Raw genomic sequence first — 17,069 nt, forward strand, 5'->3', positions numbered from 1 at the left:
TCGGCATGCCCGGACACAGGACAAAGGGGTTCTGCGCAGCGGCCGCCGCACTCGTGCTCAGCGCGGTGCTGGCCGGCTGCGGGGGATCCGGGGAGACGGCCGGCGGCGGCAAGGTCGTGCTGCGCTACACCTGGTGGGGCAACCCCGACCGCGCGGCACGCACCGAGCAGGCCGTAGCCCTGTTCGAGAAGCAGCATCCGAACGTGCGGGTGCAGACGTCGTTCTCCGGCTACGACGCCTACAAGCAGAAGCTCGCCATCCAGGCCACGGGCGGGGACGCCCCCGATGTGATGCAGCTCGACTACCGCCAGATCGACCAGTACGCCTCCGGACATGTCCTGCTCGACCTCGGCAAGGTCAAGGACGTCCTGCGCACCGCCGAGATCGACCCGGGCCTGCTGGCCACCGGCCGGGTGAACGGCACCCAGTACGCCATTCCCCAGGGCCGCGGCACCGAGACCGTCGTCTACGACGTCGCGGCCTGGAAGGCGTCCGGGGTGCCCCTGCCGCGCAAGGGCTGGACCTGGAGTCAATGGGCGGACGGTGTACGGGAGTTGGCCAGGAGGACCGGCAGGCCCGGTGCCACCGACCCGGGCCAGAGCGAGGACGCCTTCGAGGTGTGGCTGCGCGGCCAGGGCAAGGCCCTGTACACCAAGGGCGGCGGCCTAGGCTTCACCGCCGGCGACCTCGCCCGCTGGTGGACCTTCACCGACCGGCTCCGCCGGGAGGGCGCCGTCTCCCCGGCCGAACAGACCACGCAGCTCGACGGCTCCGTCGAGAACACCCCGCTCGGCCGCGGCAAGGCCACCGCCGACTTCAACTGGGACGCCCCGTCCAGCGGTTACCTCGCGCTCGTCAAGGGCGGCGTGGCGCTGGCGCCGATGCCGTCGGGGGAGGACGGCACACCCGGCCAGTACTTCAAGCCGTCCATGTTCCTCGGCGTGGGAGCCCACACCGGCCACCGCAAGGAGGCCGCCGCACTCATCGACTTCCTCCTCAACGACCAGCTGGCGGCGAAGATCCTCGGCGCGACCCGCGGCATCCCCGTCAACGAGACCATCCGCAAGCAGACGGCCTCCCAGCTCAAGGACTTCGACAAGACGGTCGCCGACTTCCAGTCCTCCCTGGAGGGCACCCTCAAGGACCCGCCGCAGGCCCCGCCCTCCGGCGACAACGCCCTGCAGACCACCTTCCAGCGCGACTACGACCAGGTGTCGTACGAGCGCATGTCGCCGCGCCGGGCGGCCGAGAACTATGTCACCGAGGCGAAGGCGGAGCTGAGGTCATGACCACCACCGACATCCCCGCACCCACCGCACGCCCGCCCCGCCCCGCGCCCGCCGCCGGGCGTCGCCCCAAACGCGAACGCGAGGGCGCCGCCTGGGTGTTCCTGTCCCCGTGGGTGCTCGGCGCGAGTGTCCTCACGCTGCTGCCGATGGCCGTGTCGCTGTATCTCTCCTTCACCGACTACGACCTGTTCAACCCGCCGCACTGGGTGGGCCTGCGCAACTACACGCAGATGTTCACCGAGGACCCGCGGTACTGGCGGTCGGTCGTGACGACCCTGACGTACGTCGTGATCGCGGTCCCCCTGCAACTGGCGCTCGCGCTCGTGGTCGCGCTCGCCCTCAAGACCATGAAGCGCGGCAAGGGCTTCTACCGCTCCGCCTTCTACGCCCCCTCGCTGCTCGGCGCGTCCATGTCCATCGCCCTCGTCTGGCGCGCGGTCTTCAACGACGGCGGCACCGTGGACAACCTCTTCGGCACCGGCGGCTGGGTCGACAAACCCGGCTGGGCGCTGGTCGCCGTGGCGCTGCTGACGGTGTGGCAGTTCGGCGCGCCCATGGTCATCTTCCTGGCCGGACTGCAGCAGATACCGGCCGAGCTGTACGAGGCGGCGGCGGTGGACGGGGCGGGCAGATGGCGGCAGTTCCTGTCCGTCACCGTGCCGATGCTGTCCCCGGTGCTCTTCTTCAACCTGGTGCTGCAGACCATCCAGGCGTTCCAGGTGTTCACCCCCGCCTTCGCGGTCAGCGGCGGCAAGGGCGGTCCCGCGGACTCCACCCTCGTCTACACCCTCTACCTCTACGACCGCGGCTTCGTCGCCTCCCACATGGGCTACGCCTCCGCCATGGCCTGGGTGCTGCTGCTCGTCATCGGCACCGTCACCGCGGTGCTGTTCCGCACCTCGCGCTCCTGGGTCTTCTACGCCTCCGAGGGGGAGCGATGACCACAACTGCCCTAGCCCGAAGGCCCGTTCGCTGGGGCCGGATCGCCGTACACGTCGGCTGTGCGGCCGCACTGCTGGTCATGCTCTACCCGCTGGCCTGGCTGCTCGCCACGTCCCTGAAGCCGGCCGACGAGGTCATCGCGAGCCTCAACCTGCTGCCCAGTCATCTGGAGTGGTCGAACTACAAGACCGCCCTGGACGGCGTGAACGACGTGTCCATCTGGCGGCTGCTCGGCAACTCGCTGCTGATCGCGGGCGGTGCGGTCGTCGGCAACGTCGTCAGCTGCTCGCTCGCCGCCTATGCCTTCGCCCGGCTGCGCTTCCGCTTCCGCGGCCCCATGTTCGCGTTCATGATCGCGACGATCATGCTGCCGCACCACGCGGTGCTGATCCCGCAGTACATCATCTTCAACAAGCTCGGCATGGTGAACACGTACTGGCCGCTGATCCTGCCGAAGTTCCTCGCCACCGAGGCGTTCTTCGTCTTCCTGATCGTGCAGTTCATGCGCGGACTGCCGAGGGAGCTCGAGGAGGCTGCGCGCATCGACGGCTGCGGTCCCTTCCGCAGCTTCTTCCAGGTGATCCTGCCGCTCACCCGCCCCGCGCTGATCACCACGGCGATCTTCACGTTCATCTGGACCTGGAACGACTTCTTCACCCAGCTGATCTACCTCTTCGACCCGGACAAGTTCACGCTCACGCTCGCGCTGCGCTCGTTCGTGGACGCCTCCAGCCAGTCGGCGTTCGGGCCGATGTTCGCGATGTCGGTGATCGCGCTGCTGCCGATCGTGCTGTTCTTCCTCGCCTTCCAGCGGTTCCTGGTGGAGGGCATGGCCAGCTCCGGACTGAAGGGGTGAACGGGATGAGCGGGGACACGCGGACGCGGGAGCCGGGCGAGGTCTTCGGGCCGCGCATGACCCTGTTCGCCGACATGCTGAGCGTCGGCCTCGCCACGGCCGCGGCCTGTCTGCCGCTGCTGACCGCCCCGGCCGCGCTGTCGACGGCCTGCGCGGTCCTGCGGGGCGCGCGCGAGGACCAGCCCGTCACCGCCGGCCGCTACTTCGCCCTGCTGCGGCGGCGCCTGCGGGCGGGCGACCTGGTCGCAGGCGCCGCCGCCCTGGCGGGTGCGCTGCTGTTCGCCGCGGACCTGGCGCTGGCGGGGGCGGGGGCGGGACTGCCTGGGGCACCGCTGTTCGCGGTGACCGCCGCCGCGATCGGCGCCTGCGCCACCGTGGCCGCCCTCAGGGCCTGCGCCCGCCCGGAATCCCTCGACGACTGGCCGGCCGCTCTGCGCGAGGCCGCCCGGGACGCGGTACGGGACATGGGCGGCAGCGGCCTGGTGCTCCTCGCGGTGGCGACGGCCGCTGTGTGTGCCTGGGTGCTGGTGCCGCTGGCGTTGCTGGCACCGGGGCCACTGGCGTTGGCGCTCACCGCCGTTGACATGCGGTGGGCCGCCGCCCGTTACTGACCCGGCCGGCATCGGCGGCTACCGCTGTGGACCTACGGCGTGCGCCTCGGGCCGCCGCTGGGAGGGGATCGCCGGTGCCGGGCCGGTGATGCCGGACAGGTCGCGGGCGGCCATGCTGTTGCGGTCGGTCACCGAGCGGCCGAAGGCGTGGTGCGGCCACAGTCCTGCCGCCACCCGGCGGCTGCGCTCGGTCCATTCGCGGGCCGCGGCGCTGCTCGCCTTGTAGTGGTTCACGGCGTACCCGCCGGAGTGGATCCGCAGCAGACAGAACCCGCCGGGATAGTCCTTGACCGCGCTGACCTCCTGCATCGTGACGTGCGGGGCCTGCGGCAGCACCGTGCGCTTGTTGCGGTGGGTGTGGCCCGCGTGATGGAGGAAGACGCCGGGTGCGCTCGCGTAGGCGTCGAGGATGGAACGGGCCTGACGGCGGCCGAGGCGCTGGCCGCCGGTCACCGGGAACACGGAGTCCCGCACGGCCAGCGGATGGTGTCCGAACACCACCGTGGGCTGGTCCCTGTTCTCCCTCAACCGGGCCCGGAACCACGCCAGTTGCTCGGCGCCGAGGCCGCCCGAGTCGGCGCCGTTGCCGTCCTTCTCGTAGGTGTCGAGCCCGACGATCCGCAGCCCGCCGAGCTCGCGCGCGAAATAGGCGGGCCCGTCGCCGCCGAGGAACCCGTCCCGGAAGGAGTCCCCGCAACCGCCGTCACAGGAGCGGCAGTTGCTGTGCCCGGGCCGGTCGTGGTTGCCGCGTACGACGAAGTAGTCCTGACCGTGGTCCCCGAAACCGTCCAGGATCTGCTTGGCCTCGGCCAGGTCGTCGGTCGCTCCGCCGGCCGAGATGTCTCCGGCGGCCAGCAGCACGTCCGCGCCTCGCCGGCGAGCCTCCTCGACCACGGCCCGGCTCATGATCTCGGGATACGGCGCGCGGCCGTGTTCCTGGGTGATCCCGCGCATCAGGGGCATGCCGGTCACCAGGCCGGCGGTGGTCTCGCCCAGGTGCAGGTCGTTGCAGAGTGCGATCGACAGCAGGTGCCGCCCCGGCGGCGGCTGCGGCGTGGTGAAGGAGTACGGGCCTCCGGCCGAGCCCAGCCCGTGGCGGTTGGTGCCGACGGCGTTGCCGCGCACGAGATGCAGTGGCGTCGGCGTCGCGGCCACGCCCCGTGAGCGGGCCTGGTAGTAGTACGTCTGCCCGGGCTCCAGGTCCGTGAGCTCCACGTAGTGGTGCGCCACCGGACCATCCTCCGCGGCGACGCGGGTGAGGCGGCCGGGGTGGGTGCCGTAGACGACCTCGCCCTCCGTGACCGCGGGGAGCATGTGTCCGAAGCCGTCGTCGGTGCCGGGCACGCCGGTGTACCAGGTGATGACGGCGCGGTCCTCGGTCAGGGTGACCAGTTCCAGATGGACGGCGGCCAGGCCGTCGCGGTGGCTGTGCCTGTTCCTGCCCGCGGGGCCGCGCAGGGCATCGGCGGCGGTCCGCAGCAGGGCGGGGGTGAGAAGGGCGCCGGAACGCAGGATCTGACAGGGGTCCGGCAGGGCCGAGAGAGCGGCGAGGGGAGCGGACAGGCAGCAGCGCATGCCCCAGTGTGCGCGCCGGCGGTGAACGGCGGCAGTGATGTGGATGCCGGGACAGCGGCCGGAGGGCGACAAATCCCAGGTCGGCCCCCCTGTGACCGGTCCGGGTGAGAATGCTCACCTCATGATGATCAGCGCGGTTCGCCCTGATATGTACCGAAGTACCAGCGGTTGCCTTCGGGGTCGCGGGCGGCGAAGTCGCGGGAGCCGTAGTCGGTGACATGCAGATCCGTGGTGATCTCGGCGCCGGCGGCCTTGGCACGGGCGTGGACGGCGTCCGGGTCGGCGGTGACGACGTAGGCGCTGAAGGCGCCGGGCGGTGTCGGGCCGGTGCTGGGCTCCTTTTCCTCGCGCACGGAGCCCAGCATGACGCCGCCGCCCTCGGGCCAGCTGAGCTGGGCGTGCTGAACCAGGTCGCCCTCTGCGTGGACCACGGTCTCCTCGAAGCCGAAGGCCTCGACGAGGAAGCGGATCAGCGCGCGGGCGTCGTGGGCGCGCAGGGTGGGCCAGACCTGCGGGGCGGGCGGCTGCTTGGCGTTGTCGGGCGTACTGGTCGTCATGGTGATGCGCCTCCGTTTCGCGGGAGCCGGGAGCCTGCCGGGCTGCCCGGCTGCTCTCCCCAGGGTCACGCGGGCGGATGGTGCCCGGATTGGATGTTTCGGAACTCCTGCGCCAGCCAGGCGCTCGGTGTGCAGGAGGCCAGGGCGGCGAACTCGCGGTCGAGGTGGGACTGGTCCGCATAGCCGCAGTCGGCGGCCAGCCCCGCGAGGTCGGGCGGGCCCATGGGGGTCCCCCCGCCAGAGCGGAGCCGAGAGTGGGGGAGGGCCGCCAGGCGGCGTCGCGCCAGGTCGAAGCGGATGACCCGGGCGGCAGCCTTGGGGGTGAGGCCGATGTCGGCGCGGAAGCGGTTGCGCAGATGCCGCTCGCTGAAACCGGTGTCGGCGGCCAGCTTGTCGATGCGCAGGCGACCGCCCGCGGACAGCAGCCGCTGCCAGGCCTCCGCCACCGGGGTGATCGTTTCCGCACCGTCGCCTCCGGCCATGCGGTCGAGCAGCCAGTCGTCGACGACGGCGAACCGGGTTGCCCAGTCGGGTGCCTCACGTACCTTGTCGTGGACCTCGTGCACGCCCGCGCCCAGCACGTCCTCGGCGTGGACGTCGGTCCCGGCCAGCTCTCCGGCCGGCAGCCCCAGCAGGACGCGGGCGCCGAGGGGGCTGATCGCGATCTGGATGCCGGACTGCCGCCCGGGGATGTCGATCAGCGCGGGCGTCAGGTGCAGGCCGCCCAGCAGGGTGGGGTAGTCGCCGGGGGCGGCGCCCGGATCGGGATGGCCGGCCATGCTGAGCGGCTCGTCGAGGGTGATGATCAGCGTCAGCCACGGCGACGGCAGCCCCCGGTGCCGGCCGTGCGGGATGCCGCGCTGACGGTAGCCGGAGTACCAGCCGACCAGCCCGCGCAGCGGCGGCGCAGGCACCGCCCGCACCGCCTCGTCCACCGGCTCACCCATGCGGTCATTGTCCTGCGCCGGGCGCGGACGGCGCTACGGCAGCCCCCACGCCGCACCGGGCTCGCTCACGGCGACCGGGGCGATGACGAGATCGGGCCGTTCGCCGGTGTACAGCAGGACCTCGCGGCCCTTGGGGAGGTCGATCGCGAGGGTGCCCTCGGAGGTGGCGCGGGTGTGCGCCGGGCGGCCGTCGTCGAGGACGGCGGTCAGCCGGCCGTCAGGCAGCCCGTGGCGCAGTTCCAGTGGCTCACCCGCCAGGCTGCGCACGCGCACGAAGCGGGTCACCCCCTTGGTGCGGACCGCGCTGACCAGGAAGGCGCCCTGGGTGCGGAAGTCGTGCAGGGTGACGTCCGGCCAGGAGGACGGGACGGCGGGGAAGACACGTACGACTCCGCCCCAGCTCTGGCACAGCATGTCGTGCAGGGACTGCGAGGCCGACAGCGGTGTCTCGATGACCGGACCGGCCTCGGTGTAGTGGGTGTTGGCCCGGCACGGATAGCGCGTGGTGGGGTCGAAGAACTTCTTCAGATACGTCAGCGCCGTGTCTCCGCGGCCCATCATCGCGTACATCGACGCGGCGCCGGTGTAGCTGTAGCCGCGGTGCGCACCGGTCAGCGCGTGCCAGCGCACCACCGTCTTCTCGATCAGCTCCCGCTGCTCCGGCTGGTCCCAGTTCACGAGGTACAGCGGATAGACCATCAGCAGATGCGAGTAGTGGCGATGGGACTGGGCGTACGGCGTCTCCGCGCCGATCATGAAGCCGTTCTCGTCGACCGGATACGGGGTCAGTTTGGCCAGTATCTCCTGCCAGCGCTGCTTCAGCGGGTCGTCGATCCCGAGCCGTGCGGTCGCCTCCAGGAGCGTGGTGCAGCCCCAACGGATCAGCGCCAGGTCGTAGTTGGTGTCCCGCGGGGGCACCACCGGATACTCCGGGGAGAGTGTCGAGGGCAGGTGGAGCCGGCCGTCGTCGCCGGGCTGGAGGAAATGCCAGTAGTAGTTGATGGTGCGGCGCAGCAGCGGGTGGATGGTGTCGCGCAGCAGGGCCTCGTCCATGGTGTGCCGATAGCTCAGCCACGCGTTGTGCAACGCCCAGGTCAGGTCGCCCACTTCGGCGCCGGTGCCGGGCATGCCGACGCCGCGGTCGGCGAACATGTCGGAGCTGCGGCCGATGCCGGCACTGTCCGGGCGGTAGGCGGAGGGCACATTGGCGATCAACTGCTCCTGGCTCTGCCTCAACGTGCTGACGAGCGAGTCGAGTTCGAGATGGTTGGAGCCGTGGATGAGCCAGTACTCGAGCTGGACGTTGAGGTTCCACCACACGGCGGGCCACGGCGTCGCCTCCAGCCAGGGCCCGGAGGTGGCCATCACGGGGCCGCCCGCGCGGCTCGCCGACGCGACCTTGTACAGCTGGATCCAGTGGAAGCTCTGCAGCCGCTGGTCGGGGATCGAGACGAAGCTCTTGCGGTAGAACGCATGCCACCAACGGGTGTGCCGGGAGCGGAGAGCGCCGTAAGAGCCGGCGCGCTGGATCTTCCTGAGCGAGACCTTCGCGGCCCCGGTGTCGGAGGGGTGGCTGTGGGCCACGCTGAGCAGGAGCGTGTCGCCCGAGCGGCGGTGGGCGGTCGCGGTCTGGCCGCCGCCGACCAGCGGCTGCAGGACCTGTTCGACGTCGCCGGTGGTCTGTGTGGTCCACGGCGGGTTGGCGACGTAGCCGGCCGGTGGGGCCTCCTGGATCTTCCGGGGGCTGATGGCCTCCTCGGGGTGGAAGGTCCAGCGGACCTGCTCCTCGCCGTCGGCCGTCACGCGTGCGGCGAGGATTCCGTCGTGGATGAGCGCGGAGAGCGTCAGGGTGCCCTTGTCCGTGGTGACCGTGCCGGTGAGCTCGGCGTCCCACAGGCTCAGCCGCCAGTCGACGGAGGTGATGGTGCCGGCCGGGTCGAGGGTCAGGTGCCCCACGGGCAGCCGGGCGGTGCCCCAGCCGCTGCCGAACTCCGGCCGGTGGTCCTGCACTTCGCCGTGCTGCACGGTGAAGCGGACGCTGTTCGCGTCCGGCTCCCGGTAGACCATGCTGCCCAGGCGCCCGTCGCCGAGGAACGGGCCCTCGTACCAGACCGTCGGCAGCCGGTGCCACACCAGATCCTGCCCGCGCAGAAAGCCGGCCCACGCGTCGTCGGAGTCCATCCGGTTGCGCAGCTGCCAGCGGCCGGCGGGCGCGGAGGCCTTGAGGGGAGCGGTGGTGGCGGCAGCGGCGACGCCGGGTAAGGCGGCGGCCGTCGTGGCGCCGAGCGCTGAGCCGAGCACGGTTCGTCTAGAGGTCATTGCGGGGTGCCTCCACGATGCGACGGACAGTTCCTGACGGTTCGATTCATCGGATCTATGTCCCGGCGAAGCGTAGGACTGGCGCACAGTAGGCGTCAACGACCTCAACGCGTCAGAGATTGATCCGATGTACGGGTGTCAGTTCGCAGGTTCCGCGATGCCGATGAAGTGCCCGGCCACCGGTCGGATGCGGACGGACCAGCCCAGCGCGGCGAGGTCGCGCGTCAGCGCCCGGGCATCGTGGAAGACCTTGACTATGCGGTACTCGCTGCCGTCGTCGAGCCGTCGCACCGCCGCCGGGACGGGATGATCCGCGAGGACGTCCTCCGTCGCGGCCTCGGCGGGCCCGTCGTCGATGAAGATCACTTTGCCGCCCGGAGCGAGCGCTTCGGCGACGGTGCTCCAGAAGCGGGGCAACCGCGCCGGCGGGACATGCGAGAGCCAGAAGGCGAAGAAGACGGTGTCATAGCGCCGCGGCGGACGCCAGGCGAACAGGTCGCCCTCGACGAACTCGACAGCGGGGGCGTCGGTACGCGCACGGGCGAGTGCCAGTGTCTCGGCCGCCGCGTCGACGGCCGTCACCGAGCGCGCCCGTGCGGCAAGCAGCCGGGTCCACTGACCCGTTCCGCAGGCCAGCTCCAGCACATCTCCCGCAATCGGCAGATCGTCGATGGAGGCCAATAGTTCCTGCAGGTCTGCGAGCTGCGCATAGGGCCGGTCGTATTCGGCCGCGCCGGCCCGGTAGTAGGCCAACTGCTCGGCCAGCAGCGCGTCGTCATCCATGGCGCCACGGTCGGCCCTGCCCTTTGGGCAAGGTCAAGGCCGACCCGACAGGTGGCGCACCGGTCAGGCGCCGACGTACTCCGCCAGGTGCTCGCCCGTGAGGGTGGAGCGGGCCGCGACCAGGTCGGCCGGGGTGCCCTCGAAGACGATGCGGCCGCCGTCGTGGCCCGCGCCGGGGCCGAGGTCGATGATCCAGTCGGCGTGCGCCATGACCGCCTGGTGGTGCTCGATGACGATCACGGACTTGCCGGAGTCCACCAACCGGTCCAGCAGACCCAGGAGTTGCTCCACATCGGCGAGATGGAGGCCGGTGGTCGGCTCGTCGAGGACGTAGACGCCGCCCTTGTCTCCCATGTGCGTGGCCAGCTTCAGACGCTGGCGCTCACCGCCGGAGAGCGTGGTCAGCGGCTGGCCGAGGGTGAGATAGCCGAGCCCGACGTCCGCGAGACGCTCCAGGACCTTGTGCGCGGCCGGGGTGCGCGCCTCGCCCTCGGCGAAGAACTCCAGGGCCTGGGACACCGGCATCGCGAGCACCTCGGAGATGTCCCGGCCGCCGAGCCGGTATTCGAGGACCGAGGCGTCGAACCGCTTGCCCTCACAGTCCTCGCAGGTGCTGGCGACCCCGGCCATCATCCCCAGGTCGGTGTAGATGACGCCCGCGCCGTTGCACGTCGGGCAGGCGCCCTCGGAGTTGGCGCTGAACAGGGCGGGCTTGACGCCGTTGGCCTTGGCGAACGCCTTGCGGATCGGTTCGAGAAGACCGGTGTACGTCGCCGGGTTGCTGCGCCGCGAACCCCGGATCGGGCTCTGGTCGACCGAGACGACCCCCAGCTCGGCGGGGATCGATCCGTGCACGAGCGAACTCTTGCCGGACCCCGCGACACCGGTGATCACGGCGAGCACGCCGAGCGGGATGTCCACGTCGACGTCCCGCAGGTTGTTCGCCGTGGCGCCGCGGATCTCCAGGGTGCCGGTGGACTTGCGCACCCCGTCCTTGAGCTTCGAGCGGTCGTCGAGATGGCGCCCGGTGACGGTGTCGCTGCCGCGCAGCCCGTCGAGCGTGCCCTCGTAACAGACGGTGCCGCCCGCAGTCCCGGCGCCGGGGCCGAGGTCGACCACGTGGTCCGCGATCGCGATGACCTCCGGCTTGTGCTCCACGACGAGCACCGTGTTGCCCTTGTCGCGCAGCCGCAGCAGCAGACCGTTCATCCGCTGGATGTCGTGCGGGTGCAGGCCCGCGGTCGGCTCGTCGAAGACGTAGGTGACGTCAGTGAGCGAGGAGCCGAGATGGCGGATCATCTTCACGCGCTGCGCCTCGCCACCGGAGAGCGTGCCCGCGGGCCGGTTCAGCGAGAGATAGCCGAGGCCGATCTCGACGAACGAGTCGAGGGTCTGCTGCAGCGAGGTGAGCAGCGGCGCCACCGACGGCTCCGCGAGTGCGCGCACCCAGTCGGCCAGGTCCCTGATCTCCATCGCGCAGGCGTCCGCGATCGAGATCTCCTTGATCTTCGAGGCGCGGGCGTGCTCGGCGAGCCGGGTGCCCTCGCACTCGGGACAGACGGTGAAGGTGACCGCACGTTCCACGAAGGCCCGCACGTGCGGCTGCATCGCCTCCTTGTCCTTGGACAGCATCGACTTCTGGATACGCGGGATCAGACCCTCGTAGGTCATGTTGATGCCCGCGATCTTCATCCGGGTCGGCTCCCGGTGCAGGAGGTCGTGCAGCTCCTTCTTCGTGAAGCTGCGGATCGGTTTGTCCGGGTCGAAGAAGCCGGACTCCGCGTACAGCCGGGAGTTCCAGCCGCCGCCGGTGTAGCCGGGGATGGTGAACGCGCCCTCGTTGATCGACTTGCTGTCGTCGTAGAGCTGGGTCAGGTCCAGGTCGGAGACCGAGCCGCGGCCCTCGCAGCGCGGGCACATGCCGCCCACCTTGTTGAAGGTGACCTTCTGCTTGGCGCCGCCGCCCACCGAGATCGCACCGGCCGCGGAGACCGAGGGGACGTTGAAGGCGAACGCCCCGGGCGGGCCGACGTAGGGCTTGCCGAGCCGGCTGAACAGGATCCGCAGCATCGCGTTGGCGTCGGTGGCGGTGCCGACCGTGGAGCGCGGGTCGGCGCCCATCCGCTGCTGGTCGACGCTGATCGCGGTGGTCAGACCGTCCAGGACGTCGACCTCGGGCCGCGACAGGCTGGGCATGAAGCCCTGCACGAAGGCGCTGTAGGTCTCGTTGATCAGGCGCTGCGACTCCGCGGCGATCGTGTCGAAGACCAGCGAGCTCTTGCCCGAGCCGGAGACACCCGTGAACACCGTCAGCCGGCGCTTGGGGATCTCGATACTGATGTCCTTGAGGTTGTTCTCGCGCGCGCCGTGCACGCGGATCATGTCGTGGCTGTCTGCGGCGTGCAGCGCGGGCACCTGCGCGTTCGTCCTCTTCGCCGTGGTCATCGTCTCTCCATGGGTCGGGCCGGGCGGGCGCGGGAGTCGTCGTTGTGCGGTCACGTTAGCCGTGGCTCACCAGGGCGCGCTTCTCGATTCCTGACCGGTTCCCGCGCCGGGCGAGCAGCAGGACGCACGCGAGCGCGCCGACCGTCACGGTGGCGAGCCCCGAGCCGCCGAGCGTCGCGCGCGGGCCCAGCGCCGTGGTGAGCGGTCCGCCGAGGGCCGTGCCGAGCGGCGACGCGGTGAGCAGCACCGCGCTGCGGGCCGCGAGCATCGCCGTCAGGTGCCGCGGGGGCGACTTGGCCTGCATCAGCGTCTCCGACAGCGCCACGAACGGGCCGTAGATCGCGCCGCCGAGCGTGAAGCACGCGACGGTGACGGCGGTCGGCGCCCCGGCCCCGAACGGCACCGGTACGAGCCCCCAGGCCGTCACGATGCCGACCGTCACGGGCCACAGCGGCAGCCGCCGCAGCGCGCCGACCGTCAGCGAGCCGAGCACCGCGCCGAAGCCGAACAGCATCCAGTACAGGCCGAGCAGCGTGCCGGGTGCGTGCAGGTCCTCGGTCACATGCAGCGGCAGGGCGACCTCGACCGGGCCGTACAGGAAGTTGAAGAACCAGGTGAGCGCCAGCAGCCCCAGCAGCTCGGGATGCGACCGCAGCAGCGCGAGCCCGCCGCGGGCGGCCGCGCCGTCGACGGGGGAGACCTGCCCCGACTCCGGCAGCCGGGTGCGTACGACGAGCACGGCGAGGAACACATAGGTGAGCGCGTCCAGGCCCAGTACGAGCGCCGGGCTCCCGTACGTCACCAGCACTCCGGCGAGGGCGGGCCCGGCGATCGTGGCGGCGAAGTCGAGCGCGCCCACGAGGGTGTTCGCGGCGAGCCGCCGCTCTTCCGGCAGCAGTTCGGCGAGCAGGGTGTACTTGCCCGCGCTGCCCCAGGCGTGCAGCAGCGACGAGACCGTGAGCAGCACGACGTACAGCGACGGCGAGAGCAGCCCGGCGAACCAGGCGAGCGGCACGGCGCCGAGGAACACACCGCGCACCACGCTGTCGGCGATCAGCAGCCGCCCGGCCGGCACCCGGCGCAGCCTGCTGCCGAGCAGGAGCGCGCCGAGCACGCCCGGCAGGGTGTACGCGGCGACCGCGCCACCGACCCACAGCCCCGCACCGGACTGCGGCGCGAGCTCGATGGCCAGCCACGCCACGGCGACGAAACTCATGCCGTCGCCGAGGCAGGAGACCGCGAAACCGAGGATCAACCGCCGGAAGAGCCGGTGCGTGAGGACCGGCCGGTACGTGGAGGGAACGAGGCGTCGGATCACCCCGGTCACGCTAGGTGCGCCCGGGGTGGCGGCGCTTCTCGATTCCTGACCGCTCTGTACGGGTGCCCGTGAACGACCGCGGGCAGCCCCGCGCACCCCTGTGGTACGCCCGTCCGCCCGGGGCGGGGCCGGACAGCGCCGAGACGGAGACGCACGTGTTGCCGCGCCCCCCGGCGAGGACGCACCGGTGACTGCCGCCCCGGAAGCGGGTGGGTGGTCAGCGCGCAGCCGAAGGCCCACGAGGTACTTGCCCCCGTACACGGCGGCACCGGGCCCGCTAGTGGGCGGCGGACGGCGTCCCGAACCGGACCGAGACGCCGGGTGAGTAGAGCACGCTGACCGGTGCGTCCGTCATCGGCGGCAGACCGGCCGCCGTGATCAACTCGTCGTCCAGGTCGAGCAGTTCAGCCCGGTGCAGCGGCCAGGGCGCGTGCTCGTTCGGCAGGTGCACGGTGCGGCCGTGCCACGGGACGTGCATGCCCCAGCGGGCGGTGAGGAACAGCTCCAGGGGTGTGGGCTGCGCTATGGGAGCACCGGGTCGCACCACGACCCGGCTTCGGGGGCCGCGGCCCGCGGACCGTCCGCGACGGCAGGTGTAGGTGATCCTGTCGTTCTCGCGGTGCAGCCGCATCGCCGACCACACATAGGGCAGCCGCACGCCCAGCCGCCCCACCAGCACGGGCAGCAGCCGGGTCGCGTCCAGGGAGCGGAACACGACACCGCGGCGGCCCTGCCCGTCCACCGAGTACAGCCGTACGTTCGTCTCGCAGGACGTTCCGAGATACGGCAGACCGGGCCCCGGACCGAGGCCCACGCCGCGCATCAGGAACGGCACCAGGCCGACGTAGGTGACCCCGTCGAGAGTGTCCGGCCGGGTCCCGGAAGGCAGCAAAGGGGCCACCCGCTCCGGCTCCACCGGCCAGTGCAGGAAGGTCAGTTCGTGCCAGCCCTGCACCAGCGTCGCCCGGCGCACCGGCCGCGGGGTGGACGGGGTGACCGGTTCGATCTCCATGCCCAGCCTTCTAGCACACGGGCGGTGGCCGGGCTGCTCGAAGGGGCCCGGGTTCGCCGGCGGTGTGCGCGACGGCACGGTCATCGCTGCCGGTCCGGCGGTGCCGCGGTGCTGTGCCTGACCACCAGGCTGGTCGGGACGAGATCGGTGCCGGGCTCGGAGTCGCCGCGGGTGCGGATCTGCTGGAGGGCGTCCTGCACGCACCGGCGGCCGACCTCCGCGAAGTCCTGGTGGACCGTGGTCAGCGGTGGCACGAAGAAGGCGGCGTCGGGGATGTCGTCGAAGCCGACGACGCTGATGTCCGCGGGCACCCTCAGACCGCGCTCGTGGAAGGCGCGCAGCAGCCCGAGCGCCATCTGGTCGTTCGCGGCGAACACGGCGGTGCAGTCCGGCTCTTCGGCGAGCACGAGGCCCGCCGCGTAGCCGGACTCGGCCGACCAGTCGCCGTGCAGGGGCGGCGGCACCGGGCGTCCCGCCTCCTCGAGGACGGCGCGCCAGGCATGGGTGCGGCGCTGCCCGGCGTAGGACGTCTCCGGGCCGGTCACATGCCAGACGGTGCGATGGCCCAGGTCGAGCAGGTGGCTGACGGCCTTGCGGGTGCCGTCGGCCTGGTCCGTGTCGACCACGCTGTAGCGGTCACCGGCGTCGGAGTCCACCACGACGACGTGCACACCGGGCGGCAGCTGCACCGTGCCGGTGTCCAGCAGATGGATCTCCATGATGACGATCACGGCGTCGACGGCCAGCTCTCCCATGCGCGTGAAGGCGCCCAGCACATTGTCCTGGGTGGGCACGTCGATGGGGATCAGGGTGATCGCATACCCCTCGGCCGCGGCATGGGTGGCGATCGCCTCCACGGTGCGGCTGTTGCCCGTCGAGGACAGGCTGAAGAGGATCACGCCGATGGTGTTGAACTGGCCGTAGCGCAGGGCGCGCGCCGCGCTGTTGGGCCGGTAGCCCAGGTCCCGCATCGCCGAGAGCACCTGCTCCCGGGTCGAACTGATCACCCCGGGATAGCCGTTGGAGACCCGCGAGACCGTCTGGGAGGACACACCGGCCAGCTTGGCGACGTCGGCCATGGAGACCCGCTGCTTGCGGCGTCCGCCCGGAACGCCGGTGCTGCCCCGTTCCACCACTGGTGCCTCCCTCGGGTGCCCGACCTGTTGCGCGACGCACCGGATGTTACGCGTGAGGAGCCTTGACGGCCGCTGAGGCGGATGCCACGATTCCGGCGCCGCCAAGTTTACGTAAACATCCGCTGCGACGACAGCGCATGTTTACGTAAACATGCGGAGCGCCGAGCCGCCACCTTCCGAAAGGCCACGTCGATGCGCAAGACCCCCACCCACCGCCTCGCTCCCCGGCTGCGCGCCGTCTGCGCGGCGGTCGCGATCGCCGCGGTCAGCGGCGCGACCCTCACCGGCAGCCCCGCCTCCGCCGCGCCGAAGACGGACACCACCCAGTTCAAGGGCGTCAACTGGGCCGACCCCCGCGACAACTACGCCAACGACCCGGTGGTCCTGTCCGGTCTGTCGCTCTCCGACACCTACGCCCAGACGTACACCAAGGCGAGCCGGGTCATCTCCGCGTTCCGCGCCAACCTCGGCGCCAACACCGTCCGCCTGCCCATCAACCCGTACACCGTGAACGGCTCCTACTGGAAGTCGTACCGCGGAGTGATCGACGCGGCGACGGACAGGGGCTTCAAGGTGATCCTGTCGTACTGGGAGGGCACGGGCGCCCAGAAGGACGGCTTCATCGACGACGAGGCCACCTACTGGCCGATGTGGAGCACCGTCGTCAAGGCCTACCAGGGCAACTCGAAGGTCTACTTCGAGCCGATGAACGAGCCGCACGGCTACACCGACGCCCAGTGGGCCGACATCGCCGCCAAGTGGCTGTCGACGTACGGGTCCGTCCCGCGGGGCCGTGTCTTCGTCAGCGGCGCCGGCTACAACGACCACGTCACCTCGGTCTGCGCCGACCCGCGGCTGAAGGGCACCTACCTGTCGCTGCACCACTACGGCTTCTGGAAGTCGTACGCCACCTACGACCAGTGGACCGTCGACCTCAAGGAGCGCATCGGCGACTGCGCGAGCCGTACGGTCATCGACGAGTTCGGCGCCCCGATGACCACCGGCCTGAACTACGACAAGCCGGCGCCCGACGACAACTACGTCAACTTCATCCAGGCCGAGACCGACACCGCCCGCGAGCTGAAGATGGGCTCGGTGTACTGGCCGGGCCTGCGCACCGACGACATCTACTCGATACAGAAGCTCGTCGGCGACGCCTCCCGCCCCTGGCTTGCCACCACCAACCAGTCCGGCGCCGACCGCCTCGCCTGGGCCTGGGGACGCGGCAGGCCCGTCCAGCCCTGACCCCACCAGCCGCCGGACGGTCCCGGAGCCACTG

14 protein-coding genes are annotated in these 17,069 nt (G+C 71.2%); 5 read left to right on the plus strand and 9 right to left on the minus strand.

Annotation, left to right across the window (positions count from 1 at the left end):
• The first annotated feature begins 5 nt into the window (after positions 1-5).
• From ACFY1U_RS20595 to ACFY1U_RS20610, 4 genes are read left to right on the plus strand one after another with little or no spacing between them, the layout of a single operon-like run.
• A complete protein-coding gene (locus ACFY1U_RS20595) occupies positions 6-1,289 on the plus strand; it encodes an ABC transporter substrate-binding protein (RefSeq protein WP_390695550.1) in 1,284 nt (427 codons plus the stop codon).
• Positions 1,286-2,230, plus strand: coding sequence for a carbohydrate ABC transporter permease (locus ACFY1U_RS20600; protein WP_390695551.1), 945 nt, complete (start codon positions 1,286-1,288; stop codon positions 2,228-2,230). Before ACFY1U_RS20595 ends, ACFY1U_RS20600 begins: the two co-directional genes overlap by 4 nt.
• A complete protein-coding gene (locus tag ACFY1U_RS20605) occupies positions 2,227-3,087 on the plus strand; it encodes a carbohydrate ABC transporter permease (protein ID WP_390695552.1) in 861 nt (286 codons plus the stop codon). The genes ACFY1U_RS20600 and ACFY1U_RS20605 overlap by 4 nt, the downstream gene beginning before the upstream one ends.
• Positions 3,088-3,092: 5 nt before the next feature.
• Complete coding sequence (locus tag ACFY1U_RS20610; protein WP_390695553.1) at positions 3,093-3,698, plus strand: hypothetical protein; 606 nt, start codon at positions 3,093-3,095, stop codon at positions 3,696-3,698.
• Between the two features lie 18 nt (positions 3,699-3,716).
• Here the strand turns inward: ACFY1U_RS20610 and ACFY1U_RS20615 are convergent, their stop codons facing one another.
• The 9 genes from ACFY1U_RS20615 to ACFY1U_RS20655 all read right to left on the minus strand — a co-directional run bounded on the left by ACFY1U_RS20615 (position 3,717) and on the right by ACFY1U_RS20655 (position 15,790).
• Positions 3,717-5,273, minus strand: coding sequence for a metallophosphoesterase (locus ACFY1U_RS20615; protein ID WP_390695554.1), 1,557 nt, complete (start codon positions 5,271-5,273; stop codon positions 3,717-3,719).
• Positions 5,274-5,401: 128 nt separating this feature from the next.
• Complete coding sequence (locus ACFY1U_RS20620) at positions 5,402-5,830, minus strand: VOC family protein (RefSeq protein WP_390695555.1); 429 nt, start codon at positions 5,828-5,830, stop codon at positions 5,402-5,404.
• Between the two features lie 65 nt (positions 5,831-5,895).
• Positions 5,896-6,777, minus strand: a complete 882-nt coding sequence (locus tag ACFY1U_RS20625) for an AraC family transcriptional regulator (protein ID WP_390695556.1) — start codon at positions 6,775-6,777, stop codon at positions 5,896-5,898.
• A gap of 33 nt (positions 6,778-6,810) precedes the next feature.
• Entirely contained in the window at positions 6,811-9,096 is a 2,286-nt protein-coding gene (locus ACFY1U_RS20630) for a Tat pathway signal sequence domain protein (RefSeq protein WP_390695557.1), read from the minus strand.
• 138 nt (positions 9,097-9,234) lie between these two features.
• A complete protein-coding gene (locus ACFY1U_RS20635) occupies positions 9,235-9,879 on the minus strand; it encodes a class I SAM-dependent methyltransferase (protein ID WP_390695558.1) in 645 nt (214 codons plus the stop codon).
• A gap of 63 nt (positions 9,880-9,942) precedes the next feature.
• On the minus strand, positions 9,943-12,324 hold the full coding sequence (locus tag ACFY1U_RS20640) for an ATP-binding cassette domain-containing protein (protein WP_390695559.1): 2,382 nt from the start codon (positions 12,322-12,324) through the stop codon (positions 9,943-9,945).
• A 55-nt stretch (positions 12,325-12,379) separates the two neighbouring features.
• On the minus strand, positions 12,380-13,642 hold the full coding sequence (locus ACFY1U_RS20645; RefSeq protein WP_390695560.1) for an MFS transporter: 1,263 nt from the start codon (positions 13,640-13,642) through the stop codon (positions 12,380-12,382).
• Between the two features lie 277 nt (positions 13,643-13,919).
• Positions 13,920-14,654 carry a YqjF family protein gene (locus tag ACFY1U_RS20650; RefSeq protein ID WP_390695561.1) on the minus strand — a complete coding sequence of 245 codons (735 nt, stop codon included), beginning with the start codon at positions 14,652-14,654 and terminating at the stop codon, positions 13,920-13,922.
• Positions 14,655-14,734: 80 nt separating this feature from the next.
• Entirely contained in the window at positions 14,735-15,790 is a 1,056-nt protein-coding gene (locus ACFY1U_RS20655) for a LacI family DNA-binding transcriptional regulator (RefSeq protein WP_390695562.1), read from the minus strand.
• Between the two features lie 192 nt (positions 15,791-15,982).
• Between ACFY1U_RS20655 and ACFY1U_RS20660 the strand changes: the two genes are divergently transcribed.
• On the plus strand, positions 15,983-17,035 hold the full coding sequence (locus tag ACFY1U_RS20660; protein ID WP_390695563.1) for a glycoside hydrolase family 5 protein: 1,053 nt from the start codon (positions 15,983-15,985) through the stop codon (positions 17,033-17,035).
• The last annotated feature ends 34 nt before the right edge of the window (positions 17,036-17,069 follow it).

Origin of the sequence: Streptomyces sp. NPDC001351 (assembly GCF_042896045.1) — a bacterium.
Lineage (GTDB): Bacteria > Actinomycetota > Actinomycetes > Streptomycetales > Streptomycetaceae > Streptomyces.